Source organism: Kribbella sp. CA-245084 (assembly GCF_050942355.1).
GTDB lineage: Bacteria > Actinomycetota > Actinomycetes > Propionibacteriales > Kribbellaceae > Kribbella.
On sequence record NZ_CP192053.1, the window covers coordinates 8,617,439 to 8,637,230 of the forward strand.

At 68.7% G+C, this 19,792-nt stretch carries 15 protein-coding genes; 11 read left to right on the forward strand and 4 right to left on the reverse strand.

Annotated elements, in window-relative coordinates:
* Positions 1-147: 147 nt before the first annotated feature.
* The 7 genes from ACQPYH_RS41385 to ACQPYH_RS41415 all read left to right on the forward strand — a co-directional run bounded on the left by ACQPYH_RS41385 (position 148) and on the right by ACQPYH_RS41415 (position 7,357).
* On the forward strand, positions 148-897 hold the full coding sequence (locus ACQPYH_RS41385; RefSeq protein WP_432883284.1) for a sugar phosphate isomerase/epimerase family protein: 750 nt from the start codon (positions 148-150) through the stop codon (positions 895-897).
* Positions 894-1,991: a Gfo/Idh/MocA family protein gene (locus tag ACQPYH_RS41390; protein WP_432883287.1), complete on the forward strand. Its 1,098-nt coding sequence runs from the start codon at positions 894-896 to the stop codon at positions 1,989-1,991. Before ACQPYH_RS41385 ends, ACQPYH_RS41390 begins: the two co-directional genes overlap by 4 nt.
* Positions 1,988-2,596 carry an SGNH/GDSL hydrolase family protein gene (locus ACQPYH_RS41395; RefSeq protein ID WP_432883290.1) on the forward strand — a complete coding sequence of 203 codons (609 nt, stop codon included), beginning with the start codon at positions 1,988-1,990 and terminating at the stop codon, positions 2,594-2,596. The genes ACQPYH_RS41390 and ACQPYH_RS41395 overlap by 4 nt, the downstream gene beginning before the upstream one ends.
* 70 nt (positions 2,597-2,666) lie before the next feature.
* On the forward strand, positions 2,667-5,102 hold the full coding sequence (locus tag ACQPYH_RS41400; RefSeq protein ID WP_432883293.1) for a glycoside hydrolase family 2 protein: 2,436 nt from the start codon (positions 2,667-2,669) through the stop codon (positions 5,100-5,102).
* Between the two features lie 91 nt (positions 5,103-5,193).
* On the forward strand, positions 5,194-5,931 hold the full coding sequence (locus tag ACQPYH_RS41405) for a 3D domain-containing protein (RefSeq protein WP_432883296.1): 738 nt from the start codon (positions 5,194-5,196) through the stop codon (positions 5,929-5,931).
* Positions 5,932-5,935: 4 nt separating this feature from the next.
* Positions 5,936-6,490: a GNAT family N-acetyltransferase gene (locus ACQPYH_RS41410; RefSeq protein ID WP_432883298.1), complete on the forward strand. Its 555-nt coding sequence runs from the start codon at positions 5,936-5,938 to the stop codon at positions 6,488-6,490.
* Positions 6,491-6,613: 123 nt separating this feature from the next.
* Positions 6,614-7,357: a polysaccharide deacetylase family protein gene (locus ACQPYH_RS41415; RefSeq protein WP_432883301.1), complete on the forward strand. Its 744-nt coding sequence runs from the start codon at positions 6,614-6,616 to the stop codon at positions 7,355-7,357.
* Positions 7,358-7,773: 416 nt separating this feature from the next.
* On the opposite strand, the gene ACQPYH_RS41420 is transcribed toward ACQPYH_RS41415, so the two are convergent.
* Positions 7,774-9,234, reverse strand: coding sequence for an NAD-dependent succinate-semialdehyde dehydrogenase (locus ACQPYH_RS41420; RefSeq protein WP_432883303.1), 1,461 nt, complete (start codon positions 9,232-9,234; stop codon positions 7,774-7,776).
* 34 nt (positions 9,235-9,268) lie between these two features.
* Positions 9,269-10,297 (reverse strand): MsnO8 family LLM class oxidoreductase, encoded by a 1,029-nt coding sequence (locus tag ACQPYH_RS41425; RefSeq protein WP_432883306.1) that lies wholly within the window; start codon positions 10,295-10,297, stop codon positions 9,269-9,271.
* A 383-nt stretch (positions 10,298-10,680) separates the two neighbouring features.
* Between ACQPYH_RS41425 and ACQPYH_RS41430 the strand changes: the two genes are divergently transcribed.
* The 4 genes from ACQPYH_RS41430 to ACQPYH_RS41445 all read left to right on the forward strand — a co-directional run bounded on the left by ACQPYH_RS41430 (position 10,681) and on the right by ACQPYH_RS41445 (position 18,289).
* Entirely contained in the window at positions 10,681-13,644 is a 2,964-nt protein-coding gene (locus ACQPYH_RS41430; RefSeq protein ID WP_432883308.1) for a type 2 lanthipeptide synthetase LanM family protein, read from the forward strand.
* 12 nt (positions 13,645-13,656) lie between these two features.
* Complete coding sequence (locus ACQPYH_RS41435; RefSeq protein WP_432883311.1) at positions 13,657-13,860, forward strand: hypothetical protein; 204 nt, start codon at positions 13,657-13,659, stop codon at positions 13,858-13,860.
* Between the two features lie 103 nt (positions 13,861-13,963).
* The gene (locus tag ACQPYH_RS41440; protein ID WP_432883314.1) at positions 13,964-16,888 is read left to right on the forward strand and encodes an ATP-binding protein; all 2,925 of its coding nucleotides are present in this window, start codon (positions 13,964-13,966) and stop codon (positions 16,886-16,888) included.
* A gap of 171 nt (positions 16,889-17,059) precedes the next feature.
* Entirely contained in the window at positions 17,060-18,289 is a 1,230-nt protein-coding gene (locus tag ACQPYH_RS41445) for an ROK family transcriptional regulator (protein ID WP_432883317.1), read from the forward strand.
* Between the two features lie 14 nt (positions 18,290-18,303).
* Here ACQPYH_RS41445 and ACQPYH_RS41450 read toward each other — a convergent pair whose 3' ends face one another.
* The gene (locus ACQPYH_RS41450; protein ID WP_432883319.1) at positions 18,304-19,053 is read right to left on the reverse strand and encodes an alpha/beta fold hydrolase; all 750 of its coding nucleotides are present in this window, start codon (positions 19,051-19,053) and stop codon (positions 18,304-18,306) included.
* Positions 19,050-19,712 (reverse strand): DUF998 domain-containing protein, encoded by a 663-nt coding sequence (locus tag ACQPYH_RS41455; protein ID WP_432883321.1) that lies wholly within the window; start codon positions 19,710-19,712, stop codon positions 19,050-19,052. Before ACQPYH_RS41455 ends, ACQPYH_RS41450 begins: the two co-directional genes overlap by 4 nt.
* Positions 19,713-19,792 lie beyond the last annotated feature (80 nt).

The window sequence follows — 19,792 nt, forward strand, 5'->3', positions numbered from 1 at the left end:
GCTAGGTGACCGCCCAGTCGTTGGGCGGAGGGTGGTGCCGCCGGGGCTCGGTGGGATACCGTTGCCGTCGTTACTTAACCGGTTCGGCTTATCAGTCGGCGTAAACCCCAGGGCAGCGGGTGACGCGCCGCCGACAAGGAGAAACCAATGGTCGCAGTGGACCACCTGTCCCTCCAGTTGTACACGGTCCGGGGCAAGCTCGAAGAGGACTTCGACGGCACCCTGGCACGCATCGCGGAGATCGGCTACACCAAGGTCGAGCCCTTCGGTGTGACCGCCTACGCGGACCGTCTGGCCGACGCGCTGCCCAAGCACGGACTTTCGGCCCCCACCACGCACGCCGGCCTGCTGCGCGACGAGGCCGGCCCGATCTACGCCGCCGCCAAGCGCCTGGGCATCAGCACGGTGATCGACCCGCACACCGATCCCGCTCGCTGGCAGACCGCCGACGACATCAAGGTCATCGCGGACGGGCTGAACAAGGCCGCGATCGAGGCCGCCGACCACGGCATCACGGTCGGCTACCACAACCACCAGTTCGAGCTCGAGTCGAAGATCGGCGGCGCGCACGGGCTGGAGATCCTGGTCGACAACCTGTCCGACGACGTGATCCTCGAGGTCGACACGTACTGGGCGGCCGTCGGCGGCGCCGACGTACCGGCGCTGCTCGGCAAGTTCGGCGACCGGGTGAAGGCGATCCACGTCAAGGACGGCGACGGCACGCTGAACAACAAGGCCCAGGTCGCGGTCGGCGACGGCGTCATCGCGGTCCGGGACATCCTGGCCGCCGCGCCTGCCGCGCTGCGAGTCGTCGAGCTCGACGACTTCACCGGCGAGATCATGGACGCGGTCGAAGGCAGCTACACGTTCCTCACCGGAGAGGGTGCGCCTGCATGACAGCAGTCGGCGTAGGTGTGATCGGCGCCGGAGTCATCTCCGACGCCTACATCAAGAGCATGCAGAGCTTCCCGGACCTGAAGGTCGTCGCGATCGGCGACCTGCGGCCGGAAGCCGCCGAGGAGAAGGCCAAGCAGTACGGGATCGAGGCCCACGGCGGCCCCGAGGCCGTGCTGAACAACTCCGACGTCGAGATCGTGGTCAACCTGACCATCCCGATCGCGCACGTCGAGGTGGCCCTCGCAGCGGTTGCCGCAGGCAAGCATGTCTGGAGTGAGAAGCCGTTCTCGCTGGACCAGGACAGCGGGCTCAAGCTGCTGGCCACGGCACAGGACGCGGGCGTGCGGCTGGGCTGCGCACCCGACACCATCCTGGGCCCGGGTCTGCAGGAGTCCCGTCGCATCATCGAGCGCGGTGACATCGGTACGCCGCTGACCGCGCTGACGCTGATGCAGTCCCCCGGCCCGGAGTCCTGGCACCCGAACCCGGCGTTCCTGTTCCAGGAGGGCGCGGGCCCGCTGTGGGACATCGGCCCGTACTATCTGACCACGCTGGTGCAGCTGTTCGGTCCGGTCGCCGCGGTCGCGGGGATCGGGTCGAAGTCGAAGGAGAAGCGCACGATCGGCTCCGGTCCGCTGGCGGGGACCGACTTCGACGTGACCGTGCCGACGCATGTCAGCGCGATCGCGAAGTTCGAGTCGGGTCAGTCGTCGCAGAGCATCTTCAGCTTCGACTCGCCGCTGTCGCGGGCCGGGTTCGTCGAGATCACCGGCTCGGACGCGACCCTCGCCGTACCGGACCCGAACGGGTTCGACGGTGAGATCAAGATCCGTCGCCGCGGCGCCGACGACTGGGAGACCGTCGCCGACACCAAGGCGGTCGCTCAGCGCGGAACCGGTGTGCTGGAGATGGCGCGGGCGATCCGGGCCGGCCGGCCGCACCGGGCGACCGGGGCGCTGGCGTTCCACATCGTCGACGTGATGGCCTCCATCACCGACTCGATCGACACCGGCGCGTTCGTCGATGTGAACAGCACGGTCGAGGTCGCGCCGATCCTGCCGGACGACTGGGACGTGACCGCAGCAACGCTATGACCAGCATCTTCCTCGATCCCCGGCGGACCGTCGTGTTCGCCGGGGACTCGGTCACCGACTGCGGCCGCCGCACCGACCCTTCCCGGCTCGGGAACGGCTATGTCCGCGATCTCTACGACGACCTCGGCGAACACCGGCCGAAGATCGTCAATGCCGGCATCAGTGGCAACCGGGCGGCCGATCTGGCCGACCGGTGGTCGACCGATGTGCTGGCCCACGACCCGTCGCTGGTGTCGATCCTGATCGGGATCAACGACACCTGGCGGCGCTACGACGAGAACGACCCGACGACGGCGGAGTCCTTCGAGGCGTCGTACCGGGCGCTGCTCGACCCGCTGAACTGTCCGGTGGTCCTGATGGAGCCGTTCCTGCTGCCGGTGAAGGACGGGCAGGACGCGTGGCGTGAGGACCTGGACCCGAAGCTCGAGGTGGTCCGGAAGCTGGCCGTCGAGTACGGCGCGATCCTGGTGCCGACCGACGTCGAGCTGACCAAGCAGGCCGCGTCCGTCGGCCCCGAAACGCTCGCCGGAGACGGCGTGCACCCGAGCCCGGCCGGACACCGTGCCCTCGCCGATCTGTGGCGACGGTACGTGCTGGACAACTGACGTCCGCCGCTCCTCACTCCGTAGTGAGGAGCGGTTCTACTAAACCGGTTCACCTCCCTGGAGCCCGACTGTGACCTCGCTGAAGACCCTTGACCTCACCACCGACGGCGGTGCCGCCTGGACCGTCCGCGCCGTCGACGGCCCGGCGCCCGATGGCCTGCTCGACCGGCCGGTGGCCGCGACCGTGCCGGGTGAGGTGCACACCGACCTGCTCGCTGCCGGCGAGATCCCGGACCCGTTCGACGGCGACAACGAGTCGAAGCTGCACTGGATCGGGCGGACCCGCTGGAGCTACCGGACGACGTTCAGCTGGACTGCTGACGGCAACGACCGGCAAGAACTGGTCGCCGAGGGGCTCGACACGGTTGCCACCGTCGCGCTGAACGGTCAGGAGGTCGGCCGGACCGCGAACCAGCACCGTTCGTACCGGTTCGACGTCACCGGCGTACTGGTTGCCGGGGACAACGAGCTGGTGATCGAGTTCGAGGGTCCGGTGGCGGCGGCCGAGGCGGAGCGGGCGAAGGTCGGCAGCTGGCCGCACACCAACCTGCACCCGTACAACGAGCTGCGGAAGATGGCCTCGAACTTCGGCTGGGACTGGGGACCGGACGTCGCGACCGCGGGTATCTGGCAGCCGATCCGGATCGAGTCCTGGTCCGGCGTACGGATCGATTCGGTCCGGCCGCTCGCGGGCGCGGACGGCGTACTGAACACCTTCGTCTCGCTGGCGTGGACCGATACGGCCGCCGAGTACGCGACTGTCACGGTGGAGGTCGGCGGGACGACGCAGACCGCGAGCGTCAAGCCCGGGTGGGACACCGTCGTACTCACCAACACGGTCCCCGAGGCGAACCTCTGGTGGCCGCGCGGGCACGGCCAGCAGCCGCTGTACGACGTGGTGGTGACGCTGACCGACGACACCTGGAACGGGCGGGTCGGCTTCCGCGACATCACCGTGAACGTTGCCCCGGACAACGACGGTTCGCCGTTCGTCCTGTCGGTGAACGGCAAGCCGATCTACGTGCGCGGCGCGAACTGGATCCCGGACGACGCGTTCGTCACCCGCTTGAATGCCGAGACGTACCGGACCAGCATCCAGGACGCCGTCGACGCCGGCATGAACCTGCTGCGTGTCTGGGGCGGCGGGATCTACGAGAGCGAAGACTTCTACGACGTCTGCGACGAGCTGGGAATCCTTGTCTGGCAGGACTTCCTGTTCGCCTGCGCGGCGTACTCGGAGGAGGAGCCGCTGCGGAGCGAGGTCGAGGCCGAGGCGCGCCAGGCGGTCACGCGGCTGAGCAAGCACGCCAGCCTCGCGGTGTGGAACGGCAACAACGAGAACATCTGGGGGTACGTCGAGTGGAGCTGGCGGGTCCCGCTGGCCGGGCGGCCGTGGGGCGCCGGGTACTACCTCGACCTGCTGCCGAAGATCGTCGCAGAGCTCGACCCGCGGACGCCGTACTCGGCCGGTAGCCCGTACTCGTTCGACCAGTTCATCCACCCGAACGACGAGCGGCACGGGACCATGCACATCTGGGATGTGTGGAACCAGGTGGACTACACGACGTACCGCAACTACAAGCCGCGGTTCGTGTCGGAGTTCGGTTTCCAGGGGCCGCCGGCGTGGTCGACGCTGACGTCGGTGGTGCACGACGCGCCGCTGGATCCTTACGGTTCGCAGATGCTCGTGCATCAGAAGGCATTCGAGGGGAACCTCAAGCTCGAGCGAGGGCTGGGTGAACACCTGCCGGCCTGGAAGGACATCGACGACTGGCACTGGACCACGCAGCTGAACCAGGCTCGGGCCGTTGCCTATGGCATCGAACACTTCCGGTCGTTGTTCCCGTTGAACACCGGCGCTGTGGTCTGGCAGTTGAACGACAACTGGCCGGTGGTCTCCTGGGCAGCCGTCGACGGGCACGGGATCCGCAAGCCGTTGTGGTTCGCGCTGAAGCGCGTGTACGCCGATCGCCTGCTGACCGTGCAACCGCGGGAGGACGGGCTGGTCGTTGCCGCGCACAACGACACGGACGACGCCTGGACCACCGAGGTAACGGTGACCCGGCGGTCGACCGCTCGCGATGGTGAGGTGCTGGCTCGCGAGACGTTCACTCTTGAGGTGCCGGCTCGGTCGGCGGTGCTCAACGGCCTGCCCGAGTCGGTTGCTGTCGCGTCCGACCCGGCGGCGGAGTACCTCGAGGTCCGCGGCAACTCGACGGCGGCGCACTGGTACTTCGTCGAGGACACCGCCCTGGCGTTGGCAGCCGACGCGTATTCGACCACCGTCACGAAGACCGACGATGGGTACGACGTGACCGTGACGGCCAGCGCATTGGCGAAGGATCTGGCCCTCTTCCCGGACCGGCTGGACCCGGCGGCGCGGGTCGACTCGTGCCTGATCACGCTCTCGGCCGGCGAGACTCATACGTTCCACGTCACCGGTGCGACCGCCCCGTCCGAGGTCGGCGTACCCGTGCTGCGGTCGGCCAACGATCTGGTGAACTGATTTACGTCGAGACCTTGACTAAAGGTGTGGCGGGACCGCTACTTAGGGGTGAAACTCCCTGGTCCCGCCCCACCTTGGAGGTCTTGTCGTCATGCGCTCTCTCGCCGTTGTCCTGCTGAGTTTCGCTTCTCTGCTGGTGGCTCCGGCCACCGCGTCGGCCGCGTTGCCGACCTGCCAGCACTTCTACACCGGTCCGATCCCCGACCGGCCGATCTCCGGTGGTCACGGCAACGGGACCACGGCACCGCCGTACGACGTCAGCGGCCGGCTGCCCGCGCCGGGTGGGATCAGCGGCGGGCTGGGTGCGGACGGGAAGGTGACGTTCACGTTCAACCGGGTGGCCGGCGCGAAGGCGTACCGGGCGTTCCGGAACGGTCAGGCGCTGCAGTGGATCAGCGACTGGGGTCAGCCGACGCTGCAGGTGACTGACGCGAGCCCGTGCGCTGGTGCGCACTACCAGGTGTACGCGATGTCGGCCGAGGACACTGCGGCGTCGTCGATCGGCCAGATCAGTACGTCGTACCGGCTCGACTCGTCCAACCACCTGGCGTCGTACCGGATGCCGGTCGGGACCACGCTGAACTACCGGGTGTCGGCGTACAACGACGTGGCGCAGACTGCGCTCGGCTACAACGCGGGCACCGGGATCTGCGCGGTGGACGCCCGCATCATCCCGTGGGGCACCCGCCTCTACGTCCCCGGCTACGGCCACTGCTACGCGGCCGACATCGGCAGCTGGATCAAGGACGACATCGTCGACGTATGGTTCCCGCCGGGCTCGGACGCCGACAACTGGGGGATCCAGCGGCTGACGCTGACCGTAGAGTGAGCGGATGCGCTTTGCCGTTCCGCTGACCGAGTCTGCCGAGTTGCGGCCGCTTGAGCCGTGGCAGGCTGCTGAGTTCCTGGCTCATGTGGACAAGGCTCGGGACGCGCTCGCGCCGTACGCGCCGTGGGTCGAGGTGGTGACGGACTTGGAGAAGGCCCGGAACTACCTGAGCAGCTACGCGCGCCGGCAGGCGGCCGACGAGGGCCGGATGTACGGCATCTGGCTCGACGGTGAGCTCGTCGGCGGTATGCAGTTCCGCGGCTTCGACACCGACCTGGGGATCACCGAGCTCGGCGCGTGGGTGGCTCCGGAGGCTGAGGGCCGCGGACTGGTCACGCGGGCCGCCCAGCGGATGATCGACTGGGCGTTCGGCGTACGCGGACTCAACCGGGTCGAATGGCGCTGTACTGCGGACAACGCCCGGAGCGCAGCGACCGCGAAGCGGCTGGGGATGGTGCACGAGGGCACGCTGCGGCAGGCGTTCGTGCACCACGGCGTACACGACGTGCAGGTGTGGGCGATGACCCGGACCGACTGGGAGCAGCGACCCTGGCGGTAGGCATACTGGGGGATCGTGACCTGGGGGAAGCACGTAGTAGCCGGTGCCCTGCTGTTGACGCTTGTTGCTTGCAGCAACACTCGGCCGATCGAAACGCCGCAGACGCGCGCACCCTCAGTGCCTGTGCGTACTGCGAAGCCGATCCGTCCGACGATCGCGCCAGTGCAGGCCAGGCCTGGCGCGTCCAGCAACGCGAAGCTCATGCCTGTGCTCGATCACGGGCCGCGCGACAAGAAGCAGATCGCGTTGACGTTCGACGCGGATCTGACCGCGCTGATGCGCAAGCGATTGGTGTCCGGCAAGGTCAAGTCGTACTACAACAAGCCGCTGATCGACGAGCTACACGCGCTGCACGTACCGGCGACCATGTTCCTGACCGGGATGTGGATGGAGCAGTACCCGGATGTCACCCGTCAGCTCGCCCATGACCCGCTGTTCGAGCTGGGAACCCACACCTACGACCACCGCGGCTTCACCAAGCATTGCTACACGCTGGGGACGGTGCCGCGCGATCAGATGCTTGCCGACGTACGACGGGCAATTGTCGAGCTGGACCGCGTAGATCCCCACGCCACCAGGTGGTTCCGCTTCCCGGGCGGCTGCTACGACACCACCGCACTCCGCGAGCTGGCCCCGGCCGGCGTCACCGCAGTGGGCTTGGACGTCCCCGGCGCAGACGGCTTCGCCAAATCACCCGACCCCATCATCAAACAGGTCCTCAACCACGCCAAAAACGGCTCAATAGTAGTCCTCCACATGCACGGCGGCGACAACGCGCCATACACCGCCCAAGCGGTCGGCCCCATCGTCCAAGAACTACGAGCCCGCGGCTACAAACTAGTCACAGTAACCGAACTAGTCAGCTAAGAAAGAAAAGAAGGAAAGATAGAAGGGCAGTTGGGTGCACAGCTGGGTCCGGCGGTCCAGTATCAGTCAGCAGGTGCTGTCCAGCCGACCAGGCTGTTCCCGGTGTGGAGCGTCTGAGGGGTTACCCCCGAGGTGGTCAGTTGCCCGCCTGTACGCCAGCGGTCAACGGCCCGTCCCTGGCAGATGCCCGACCGGCACTGCGGCGTCCCGGCAACCCAACCGTCCGCGCCGCGGTCGGCTGGTCCGCCGAGTCGTGGAGAAGAGCCCCAAGCCGGTACGCCGAGTCGTGAACAGCGGCTGCAAAATATCGCCAGAACCCACGACTCGACGAACCCGACACCGGATCCGGCGCGGCCAGTCAAACTGGCAGCTGTTCGCCCGAACCAGCCACTACTCTAAATCTCTTTCCTTGCTCTTTAGTCGATGTTTACTGCTACGTATTTGAGTTCTAGGTATTCGTCTATGCCTACTGTGCCGCCTTCGCGGCCGAGGCCGGATTGTTTTACGCCGCCGAAGGGGGCTGCTGGGTTGGAGACGATGCCCTGGTTGAGGCCGATCATGCCGGCCTCCAGGCGTTCGGATACCCGGAGTGCGCGGCTCAGGTCCTTGGTGAACAGGTAGGAGACCAGGCCGAACTCCGTGTTGTTCGCCATCTGTACGGCCTCGTCCTCGGTTTCGAAGGCGGTCAGTGGTGCGACCGGGCCGAAGATCTCCTCCTTCTGGAGCCGCGCGGTCGCCGGTACGTCGGCCAGCACCGTCGGCTGGAAGAAGTATCCGTTGCCCTCAGCAACCGAACCGCCGGTCAACGTGCGCGCACCCCGGGCGATCGCGTCGGCGACCAGGTCGGCGACCTTGTCCCGTTGCTTGCCGTCGATCAGCGGGCCGACGTTGACGCCCTCCTCCGTACCGCGGCCGACCTTGAGCGCCGCCATCCGCTCGGTCAGCCGGGACGAGAACTCCTCCATCACCGACGAGTGCACGTAGATCCGGTTGGCCGACGTACAGGCCTCGCCGCCGTTGCGCATCTTGGCCAGCATCGCGCCGTCGACAGCCTTGTCCAGGTCGGCGTCCTCGAACACGAGCAGCGGCGCGTTCCCGCCGAGCTCCATGCTCGTCCGCAGTACCTGGTCGGCGGCCTGCTCGATCAGCTTGCGGCCGATGGGGGTCGAACCGGTGAAGGACAGCTTGCGGGCGCGACCGTCGCGGATCAGCGGCTCCATCACGCTGCCCGCATCGTTGGTGGTGACAACGTTCAGCACACCGGCGGGGAGACCGGCCTCGGTCATCAACTCGGCCAGCTTGAGCATCGACAGCGGCGTCTGCTGTGCCGGCTTGATCACCATCGTGCAGCCGGCGGCAACGGCCGGTCCGATCTTGCGCGCGCCCATCGCTGCCGGGAAGTTCCACGGGGTGATCAGCAGGCACGGTCCGATCGGCTGGCGCATCAGCAGGAAGCGACCCGAGCCGTTCGGCGCGATCTGGTACCCGCCCTCGATCCGGACCGCTTCCTCCGCGAACCAGCGGAAGAACTCAGCCGCGTAGGCGATCTCGCCCTTGGACTCCGCGACCGGCTTGCCCATCTCGAGCGTCATCAGCAGTGCGAGGTCGTCGGCACGCTCGGTCATCAGCTCATAGGTACGGCGGAGGATCTCGCCGCGCTCACGTGGTGGTGTGGCGGCCCACTCCGCCTGCGCAGCAACCGCTGCATCCAGCGCGGCCTTGCCGTCGGCCGGACTGGCATCCGCCACGTCGCAGAGCGTCGCACCGGTGGCCGGGTCCTCGACGGCGAGAGTCTTACCGCCCTCGGCCGCTACCCACTTGCCTCCGATGAACAGCTCGGTCGGACACGCCTCGACAACTTCCCGCTCCGATGACATGGACCCGCCTCTCGTCTGGTTCGCAGTACCCAGACTAGGCGGTGGCTATCAAGGGCGGTGAGTGTCTGGGGACGGTACGGACGATGCGGGTCAGGCCGGCTGCGACGGTGCGGAGGATCGCCGAGCGGATCAGCCCGTCGAAGGCCAGCGGGACGAGCATGACCTCGTCTGCCGTCGTACTCGCGACCAGTGCGCCTAGCCCGGCTGCCACGGTCGCACGCGAGCCGACGATGTGGCCCGGGTCGTCCAGCAGCCGCTCTGCACGTCCACGCTCGCGCCCGGTCAACGGTGGTTCCAGCAACCCCATCAGCTCGCCCGACGTTGCCCGCGGTCCCGCTGCGGCCAGTCGGGTCTTAACCCGGACGTACTCCGCGAATCGGGCGAAGGCCTCCTCCTCGGAGTCGGCTGCCACGACACCGACCGTAACGGCGAGGTACGGCCGTACCTTCGGCCCGGTCGGCTCGAAGTGGTCCCGGTACGCCGCCACCGCAGCCGGCGTCACCCCAGCCGCGCAGTGGTGCGCGAGGAAGAGAGGCAGTCCGCGTACGGCGGCAGTCACCGCAGTACCGGCGTGGTCGGCCAGCACGAACACCGGTGGCGGCAGCCCAGCCAGCGACAGCCGTACGTCGCCGACCGGCACCCGGCCCGGCGTACCGTCGCGCAAGAACCCGCATAGCTCGTCCAGCCGCTGCGGGAACGAGTCACGCGCGCCACCCGCGAGCGCCGCCGCAGTACTAGGTGCAACGCCGCGCTGCTCCCCCACACCGAGGTCGATCCGACTCGGGTAGGCCGCGGCGAGTGCAGCGAACTGCTCTGCGACAACAAGCGGCTGGTGGTTGGTCAGTAGTACTCCGCCGGCGCCCAAGCGGATCCGATCGGTCCGCGCCGCCAGCACAGCGGCGAGCACAGCTGGTGCTGCTCCGCCGACGCCTCGGACACCGTGCTGCTCACCCAGCCAGAACCGGCGGTATCCGAGGTCGTCGGCGGCCAGTGCTACCTCTGCTGTCTCCCGGAGAGCGGCCGCAGCCGACTGACCGGGCAGCTGCGGAACAACGTCCAGCACAGAGTGAGCCGAGACGGGTAGTCCGGGAGCGACAGTGGTGAGCACTGGCCCACCGTGACAGCGCGGGTCCTGTTCACGCATGGGGATTCGCCACCCAAGTTCACGCGGAGTTGCCCCCATCCTCATTGCCCCCAGAGGCCGTCCGAAAATGGGTGTTCACAGCCCTTGCCGCGCCAGGTCCGGCGCGGGCATCGTTCCGGGGTGCCGCCGGCTTTCCACCAAGGGCCGGGCGGCCCGGTCTGCTGCCGCGGGGTCGTCAACCCCCCAGTCGTCACCCCGCGGCAGACACCGGTCGACACTCAGCTACACCTACCCGGAACGGCGAAGAATATGGGGGCTGAGTACCCATGCCCGGGCCCTGTCCCCGATGGCAGCCTGAGCCCGTGCTCAACTCAGCGACCGCGGGAACGGCCCGGATCAGCCAGCGCAAGAGCTGGTGGTCGGCGGGCGTCCGGCCGCACGAGTTGACCCACTCCGCGCCTGCCTGGGCCGAGTACGTGGAGCGCAGTACCTCTCTCCCACCGAGCGCGCCTGCCGCCGGTCGAGACCCTGCAGGGACCGGTGTCATTGGCGGCTACACGTCAGGTGGAGCGGCCGCGGCAACGGATGGGTCCGGCACGGACTGGCGGCAGGCGCTCATGCCTTGCCTGGAACCGCTGCTGGACTCGGCTCGCCGGGACCTGGCCGCGGCCGGGCACACCGGCGTACTCGCCGAACAGTTCCTGCAGCGGCTAGGCCTCCGCCTGGTCAAGCTGGCCGCCCGCACGCTGGTCCTGGAGCTCGCCCGGGCCCGGGACCGCGGCGAGCTGGCCGGCGACACCCCTGCTGCCCGGTTCCTCGACTTCGCCCACCGGCTGGTCGGAGGCAGCGAGCTGGCGGAGTTCCTGGCCGCGTACCCGGTGCTGGCCCGGGTCCTGGGCGAGTCGTGCCGACAGGGCGTCGAGGGTCACCTCGAGCTGCTGGCACGGCTCGCTGAGGACCGTGAGTCACTCGTCACCGGACTGCTGGACGGCCGCGACCCCGGCGCACTGACCGCGATCGACCCGGGCGGCGACCCTCACAGGGGCGGTCGGTGCACCGCGATCCTCACCTTCGCGGACGGCCGGCGGCTGGTCTACAAACCCAGGTCGCTGGAGCTCCACCAGCACTTCAACACCTTCGTGGACTGGCTGAACGCCAAGACCGCAGTGGACATCCGCACGGTCGGCCTCCAGACCCGGGACAGCTACGGCTGGCTGGAGTACGTCGACCACGAGCCGTGCGAAGACTTCGCCGGTGTACGGCGGTTCTACCAGCGGCAAGGTGCTCTGCTGGCGTTGCTGTACGTGCTCGACGGCACCGACATGCACTTCGAGAACCTGATCGCCGCCGGCGACCAGCCGGTGCTGGTGGACGTCGAGACGCTGTTCCACCCCAGCCGCCTCCCGGCGACCTCGTCGAGCCACGATCCGGCGGACCGCGCGTTGGTTGCCTCGGTCTACCGCACCGCGTTGCTTCCCCTCCTGGTGTCGGGAGAGTTCGGCGTCGCAGATGTGTCCGGTCTCGGCGGCGGGTCGACCGCTCCGATGAGCGTGGTCGACTGGGCCGACGCGGGACTGGACTCTATGCACCTGGTACGTCGTCCCGGACAGACGACCAACGCCGTCAACCGGCCGATGCTGGACGGGGCGACGATCGAGCCGCGCGAGCACGAGATCACTGTACTGACAGGGTTCCGGGCCGCGTATGAGGCGATTGCCCGGCACCGCGACGAGTTCCTCGGACCGCACGGATTGCTGGCGCAGTGCGCCTCGGACGAACTCCGGTTCGTGCCGCGCAGCACGTCTCTCTACAAAGGTCTGCTGGATGAGTCGACCCACCCGGACGCACTGCGTGACGCGGCCGGCCGGAGTCAGCTGCTGGACCTGTTGTGGGACGCGGACGAGTCGCTGCACGCGATCGTCCCGCAGGAACTCGCCGACCTGTGGGCAGGCGACGTACCGCTGTTCACTGCTCGCCCGGACAGCACCGACGTGTGGGCGTCCGACGGCACCCGGATCGCCGATGTCCTCGCAACGACGGGGCTTGCGGCGGTCGAGGCGAAGATCGCAAACCTCAGTGACGTGGATGAGCATCGGCAGACCTGGCTGATCTCCGCGTCGCTGGCCACCCGTCCGGAGCCCGTCAAGCACGTCAGTACGAGGACGAGGCAACATCTCGGCACGACCGAGGCCGACCCCGATCAGCTCCTCGCCGCGGCCACCGACATCGCCGACGAGATCGTCGCGCAGGTGATCGGTGAAACCGGCGGCGCGGCCAACTGGCTCGGTCTCGAACTGCTCGACGACCACCACTGGGCAGTGCGTCCCATGGGCGCCGGCCTGTCCAACGGCTACACCGGTACGGCGCTGTTCCTCGCACAGGTCGGCGCACTCACCGGAGCCGGCAAGTACTACGAGCTGGCCCGCGACGCGATCCGTCCGATCCCGTTGCTGCTCGAAGCGCTGGCCGGTGACCTGGAGTCGGCTCAGTTCGTCGGACCGGGCTTCCACGGCCTCGGCGGTATCAGCTACGGCCTCCACCGGCTGTCCACCCTGCTCGGAGACTCCCGCCTGACCAGCTGGCTGGAGGTATCGCTGGAGCTCACCGAGCAGCTCACGACGGACACCACCGAGTTCCCGTCGTACGTCGAAGGCGCGGCCGGCGGACTGGCCGCGATGCAAGCAATAACAGGATTTCCGGCCGCCGGCCGATTGGCCGAGCGGTATGCGAATCACCTGGCCACCACAGTCGAGAGCGGCCTCCGTGGCCGAGTAGCAGCGGATCACGGCTTCGCTCGCGGCTATCAGGGGATCGCATGGTCGCTCGGACAGTACGGCGTACCTGGTGACAGGTACCTGGATGCCGCCCGGACAGCAGCCGACCTCGACCGGCGGAACGCACCCGCCGGCCACGGCTGGTGCTCGGGCGACGCCGGGACCGCACTGGCTCGGGCGGCGGCCGGAGTACCAGCGGACCTCGACAGCTACCTGAGGGCCGCGGCAGAACGTCCGGTGCTCGCCGACCTGAGTCTGTGCCACGGCGAGCTCGGCGCGGTGGAGTCACTGATGTGGCTCGCCGCACGTGAGTACCCAACTGCAGAGGCGGTACGACGACGTCGTGCCGGGTTGGTGCTCGCGGCAGTGCAGCAGTACGGGCCGCAGTGCGGAACACCACGCGCCGTACCGTCTCCAGGCCTGCTGACCGGTCTGGCAGGGATCGGGTACGGGCTGCTCCGTCTTGCGTACCCCGAACGGGTTCCGTCCGTCCTGTTGCTCGAACCACCCACCGGGTCGAGGTGTGGCACAGCGCCAAAGCCCACACTGTGACAGGAGAGCAGCATGACCGCCCAGCACCACCACGATGTTCAGCACGAAGCTCCGGCAGACGAGCATTTCACGACGCCGGACCGCACCGAGACGCTGTCGACGTTGCACAAGGTCGGCGCGTGGGCAATGGCCCTGGCCGGCGTCGCCGGCATCAGCACCATGGCGGTTACCGTCATGTCGTCTTCCAGTTGCCTGCCCTGGACGTGCGGCGGCTGAGCCACCTGCGGACACCAGCGAACGTTTGACCGAGGGCCGGCGGGGGCCGGCCCTCGGTCGAGCTGTCTGCGGTGCCAGCAATTCCTCGTTAAGGTTGGCAACCATGCAGACCCGTTCGCCTACGGTGGTCGGCAGAGACCGGGAGATCGAGAGCCTTCACCGCCTGCTGGCCGGAGCCCGCGGCGGTCACGGTGGTGCGATCTTCCTGGTCGGTGAGCCCGGCATCGGAAAGAGCCGGCTGGCCGCGACCGCCACCACCCAGGCCCTCGACGCGGGGATGACGACACTGCGCGGACGGGTCGGGGCGATCGGCACAATGGTTGCCTTCCGCCCGTTCACCGAGGCCCTGTTGTCGTTGATCCGGCGCGGCGAGATGCCCACGACCGAAGGTCTCGGGCCGTACCGGCACGTGCTCGGCCGGCTCGTTCCGGACTGGGACGACGGCACTGCACACGACACCGCTGCGTCACCGGTCGTGCTCGGAGAGGCAGTGCTGCGACTGTTGACGCTGGTCGGCCGCGATCGCGGCTGCTTGCTCGTCCTCGAGGACCTGCACGGCTCCGACCCGGAGACGCTGGCCGTGATCGAGTACCTGCTCGACAACCTGGACAACCAGCCGATCGCGCTCGTGGCGACGATGCGGTCCGAGCTGTGCGAAGCGTACGAACTGGCACGACTGTCGGCGCACCGAGGTACCGCCGAACTGATGGAGCTGCAACCGCTGCGGCGGGGTGAGGTCGCCGAGCTCGCCGCGGGTTGCCTGGAGGTTCCGGTCGACGGCGTCCCGGAGCAGCTGGCGGACCAGCTGTGGAACGACAGCGCCGGAGTCCCTTTCATCGTTGAGGAACTGCTGCAGGAGGCGAACCGGAGCGGACAGCTGGTGTCCGGGCCGGACGGCAGCGTGCAGGTGGTCGACGACCTACACACGAACGTCCCGCCGGCGGTGGTGCGCAGCATCAGCAGCCGGACCGCGCAGCTCGGGCCGCAGTCGCGGGACATCCTCGTGCTGGCCGCTGTGATCGGGCACCGGTTCCCGCTGAGCGTCGTACGCGAGGCGACCGGCACGGACGAGCGGTTGCTGCTGGCCACGCTCCGGGCCGGCGTGGCCGCCCAGCTGGTCGGTCCGGACGAGCCGGCGCCGGACTGGTACGCCTTCCGGCATCCGCTCACCGCCGAATCGCTGCTCGCCGGACTGACGCCGACCGAACGCTCCAACTTGGCCGGCCGTTGCGCGGATGCGGTCGAGGAACTGCACCCGGGACTGCCCGGCGAGTGGTGCCCGATGGTCGCCGAACTCGCCGAGACCGGTGGCGACTCCGTCCGCGCCGGCCGGTTGTTCGCACTCGCCGGACGGCGATCGTACGACGACGGCTCGACCGGTTCGGCGGCCAACCTGCTGGACCGCGCGAACACCTTGCTGGCAGCCGATCCCGACATCGGCCACCGGGCCGACGTGCTCGGCGCCCTGCTGCTCGCACTCAGCGCGACCGGACGCTTCGAGCAGCTGGCTGTACACGCAGCGACCGTCGATGAACTGGCCGACCGCAATCTCGACAGCCGCAAGGTCGCCGCGCTGCACGTCCAGCTCGCGAACGCGGAGATGGTCGCCGGCCGCTGGGCGGCTGCGCTCCAGCATGTCGCGACTGCCCGGTCGCTCCTTGGCAGCGATGCCGGCGACGCCGACCTGGCGCCGGTCGACGTGGTCGCCGCAAACCTCGAGTTCGCCCGGACCAGCCCCGGCCGGCTGAAGACCACCGCCGAACTGGCCACCCGCGCCGCCACGGCCGCCGAACGCGCCGAGCTGCCCGAGGTGGCCTGCGAAGCCCTGCAACTGCTGGGCATTCTGGCCCGCGAGCACGACCTCGACCGGTCGATCGACTACTTCCACCGGGCCCGGCAGATCGCCGAGGACCACGGGATGACGCTCCAGCGGGTCGTCTCGCACATCCTCCAGGCGGTCAGCGTCTACCTCGCCGACGGCAGCATCGGCGAGCTGGAGCGGTCCCGGCAGCAGGCGCTCCGGATCGGCGCCATCACGCTGGTGTACGAGGTGGACAGCATGCTCGGCCAGCAGCTGATCCTACGGTCGGAGTACGCGCGGGCCGCCGAGATCATCGACGAGTGCGTCGAGGTCACCCGGCGGATGCGGCTCGGCCGGTCGGCGACGTTCTTCCTGGCAACGAAGGCGATCCTGGAGGCTCACCAGGGCCGCAGGTCCGCGATGGAGACGACGCTGGCAGAGATCGCGAACTGGGGCGGCGAGCGAGCGTCGTACGAGCTGCCGTACTCGTACGGACTGGCCCGGACGTTCTGCGCACTCCTGGAGGAGAACCGCGAGCTCGCCGACTCCGAGTTGGCGCAGGCGCTCGCGTACGACGCTCAGAACCCGACCACCTTCCAGCTCTCCGGGAAGAACGGTCTGGCACTGCTGCTCGGCGTACTGTCCGGCCGGAACAGCTGGGCGCACTTCGAGGCGGTCACAGCCACAGCGGCGAGTGGGATGCGGTGGAACAAGCAGTTCGTGCAGCTGGCGCACGCCGTACTGCTCGGACGGGACGGAGAGGTCGAGCAGGCCAACGCGAAGGTCCTGGAGGCGATGGGGACAGCGTCGCTGTTCCCGCTGGCGTGGAACCTCGGCCTGCGGATGGTGGCGGAGCCGGCGCACGTGGACGGGTGGGGCGACCCGGTGGGGTGGCTGCGGCAGGCCGAGGACTACTTTCACAACGCCGGCATCCAGCCTGTGGCGAGTGCGTGCCGCAGTCTGATGCGGCAGCTCGGTGCGACCGTGTCACAGCGCCGGAACGGCTCCGAGCAGGTGCCGGCGCATCTGCGGCAGCTCGGGATCACCACCCGCGAGTTCGAGGTCTGCCAGCTGCTGGTGGACCGGATCGGGAACAAGTCGATCGCGTCCCGGCTACACATCTCGCCGCGGACCGTGGAGAAGCACGTGGCAAGTCTGATGAGCAAGACCCAGCAACCTGATCGGGAGGCACTGAGCAGTTTCGCCCGGACCGCGCTCCAGGGTTGAGCCATAACCTGACCCGATTCCGGGCAGCGATGCGTGTGCTGGAACATCTGGCACCTGTTGGGTGATAGTTGTCGACTCACGCATCGGTCTCCGCCAGCCGACGCGGCCAGTGGACAGTATTTACGAACGCTCGCTATCTATACTGTGCGAGTGGCAGGCAAGGGGTCGGACATGAGCAAGGGAACGGTCGGCGGCGGCGGTACTACGATGCTGCGGCGGATCAATGTCGCCTCGGTCCTGGATGCGGTCCGACGGTCCGCGCCGGCACCGTTGCGCGTCGCTGAACTGGTCGAACGGACCGGTCTGGCCAGACCGACGGTCGCACAGGCCGTCGATGAGCTGCTCGACGCCGGTTGGCTGCAGCAGCACGGCCCGGACTCCGCCGACCGATCGCTCGGTCGCCCGGCGATCCGCGTGTCGCTCCGCGGCCGTGCCGCGCCGGTGCTCGGCCTCGACGTCGGTCCGCACCGCGTGACCGTCGGCGTCTCCGACTTGGCCGGCCGAAAGCTGTCGCTGGTACGGCGCTCTGGACCGGGCTGGACCGCACAGGAGCTGCTCGGCGTCATCGGTGAGGTGATCACCGAGGCGCTGGCTGAGGCCGAGGTGCCGGCCGAGGACGTGGCCGCTGCGGTCGCCGCGAGCCCTGGCATCGTCGACGAGCACACCGGGCGGGTCCAGCTGGTTCCTAGCGTGCCGGGCTGGTCGGCGATCGACCTGATCAAGCATGTGCGAGGTCTGCTCGACTGCCCGGTCATGCTGGACAACGACGCCAACCTGGCCGCGCTGGCGATCGCTGCCGCGCGAGGTGGCACCGGCACGCTGCTGGCGGTCCAGTGGGGCGAACGGCTCGGTGCCGGCATCGTGATCGACGGCCGACTGCACAGGGGCACCGGGGCGGCTGGTGAGATCGGCTTCATCGCCACAGATCCGGATGACGTGATCAACCCCGAGGACAGCCGCGGACCGCTCGAGCGTGCTGTCGGCTCGGAGGCGATCGCAGCACTCGGACGTCAGGCCGCGCTGGACCACCCGGAGTCGCGTCTCGCCGAGCTGGGCGGTGACCAGCTCGACACCGCGGACGTGTTCGCTGCCGCGGCGGATCGTGACCCGGTCGCGCAGGCCGTCGTACAGCAGGTCGCACGGTCGTTCGCGCGCGCACTGGCTCCGTCCATCCTGGTGCTGGACCCGACTGCCGTGGTCATCGGTGGCGGTGTCGCCCGCGCCGGCGCCGTACTGCTGGACGCCATCTCCGACCAGCTGCGCCTACTGACGCTCAACCACCCGAAGCTGGAGCTGTCCGCCCTGGCCGAGGACGCCGTGGTCACTGGCGCGATGCGCATGGCCCTGGACGAGGTCTGGCAGCGCAAACTCCCCACCCCCGCCATGACCAGCACTACCTAGGGACTGGGAAGGGTTTACCGGGGTACGGCGGCGGCGATCGCGTCTGGGCGGTCCAGGTGGACCAGGTGGGCGGAGTCCGGGAGCACCTCGACTGTGGCGCCGAGTTTGTCGGCCAGGCGGCGCTGGCCTGCGAGCCAGCGGGTGGCGGTGAAGCGGGAGCTGCCGCCGGTGGCGACGAGCAGCGTGGTCGGAGCCAGTGCGCCGACCGGTCCCGCGACCAGCTTCTGCACCTCGGCGGCCAGCTCCCAGCTGCCCGCCAGCTCGTCCCAGAACAGCAGCCACGACGAGTCCGCGCCGTACCTGCTCCTTGCCGTTGCCTTCGACAACAGGTCGTGGTTCGACGTGCTGCCGACGCGGACGCTCAGCCGGCGCAGTCCCGTACCGATGACGCTCGGCAGACCGGTCCGCCCGAGGAACCGCGCCAGCGCCCGCACTGCCCGGTCACCACGCGTGCCGGGGTAGAACGCACGCCAGCCCGTCTCCGAGGTCAGACTGGTGTCGACCAGCACCAGCCGGGTCACCTCGAGCGGCCGCGTCAGCGCCCACCGCAGTACGGCGAGTCCTCCGATCGAGTGCCCGATCAATCCGATCTCCGCATCGCGCGGTACGTCGGCCGCCGCGCGCAACGCGTCCACCTCGGACGTGATCGGCGTCAGCCACGGATCGATCACCCGGACGTCCTCGTCCGGCAACAGCTCGACGACCCGGGCGAACTCCTCCGGAGTCTCGGCCAGGCCGGGCACCACGATCCAGATCACGGTCATCGAGAGAAAGCTTGCCTCAGACCTGGTAGCAAAGTCCCCAACATTAAGCAGAACAGCAGGGTCGAAGCCCGTTGGAGGATGCCCGGCGCAGCCACCTCCTCGCCGCTCAACGTCTCGTAGGCGACCACCGACCCGAGCCAGACCTGCGTGACCAGGACCCCACCGGCGAGTACGGCGAGCAGCTTGCTGGACCAACCGCCCCAGCCGCGGCGATGCAGCGCGATCAGAGCGAAGACGGCCATGGCAATCGTGCCGACACCGGCAATGGTCGACGTCGCCTCGTGCAGCACCAGCGCGGCGCCGGCCTGCCCGTTCACCTCGCTCGCACGGCACGCAGCACTCGCCGACGGTGCGCAGTCCATCGGTGAGAACGAGTCGAACATCGTGCCGAACGCGAAGACCGCAGTACTGATCAGCAACCCGGCCAGCTCACGACTCCGGCGGGCAAGGAGGACTGCGAGCAGCGTCAGCACGCTGCTCGACAGGTCCATCGCCCGGGCGTACCAGCTGGTCGACTGGTCCCGTGCGCCGAGCTCACTGAGGAACGACGTGCGGACGTTCAGCGGGAACCCGGCCGCCGCCTCCAGCAGCAGGCTGCAGTAGAGCACGGCGGCGGCCAGCAACAGGTTGCGGACCGGGCGGTACGGGACGGCGTCCATGCTCGTCAGCGTGGCATGTCAACCAAAGTATTGGCTGTGGCGTCAGGGGTAGGGTCGAGGTAGTGCTAGGTCGACCGAAG

Coding starts and splice junctions, on each gene's coding strand:
- ACQPYH_RS41410 (WP_432883298.1), top strand. CDS start 5,936: ATGCGCTTTGCCGTTCCGCTGACCGAGTCTGCCGAGTTGCGGCCGCTT.
- ACQPYH_RS41395 (WP_432883290.1), top strand. CDS start 1,988: ATGACCAGCATCTTCCTCGATCCCCGGCGGACCGTCGTGTTCGCCGGG.
- ACQPYH_RS41445 (WP_432883317.1), top strand. CDS start 17,060: ATGAGCAAGGGAACGGTCGGCGGCGGCGGTACTACGATGCTGCGGCGG.
- ACQPYH_RS41385 (WP_432883284.1), top strand. CDS start 148: ATGGTCGCAGTGGACCACCTGTCCCTCCAGTTGTACACGGTCCGGGGC.
- ACQPYH_RS41420 (WP_432883303.1), bottom strand. CDS start 9,234: ATGTCATCGGAGCGGGAAGTTGTCGAGGCGTGTCCGACCGAGCTGTTC.
- ACQPYH_RS41405 (WP_432883296.1), top strand. CDS start 5,194: ATGCGCTCTCTCGCCGTTGTCCTGCTGAGTTTCGCTTCTCTGCTGGTG.
- ACQPYH_RS41435 (WP_432883311.1), top strand. CDS start 13,657: ATGACCGCCCAGCACCACCACGATGTTCAGCACGAAGCTCCGGCAGAC.
- ACQPYH_RS41450 (WP_432883319.1), bottom strand. CDS start 19,053: ATGACCGTGATCTGGATCGTGGTGCCCGGCCTGGCCGAGACTCCGGAG.
- ACQPYH_RS41390 (WP_432883287.1), top strand. CDS start 894: ATGACAGCAGTCGGCGTAGGTGTGATCGGCGCCGGAGTCATCTCCGAC.
- ACQPYH_RS41440 (WP_432883314.1), top strand. CDS start 13,964: ATGCAGACCCGTTCGCCTACGGTGGTCGGCAGAGACCGGGAGATCGAG.
- ACQPYH_RS41455 (WP_432883321.1), bottom strand. CDS start 19,712: ATGGACGCCGTCCCGTACCGCCCGGTCCGCAACCTGTTGCTGGCCGCC.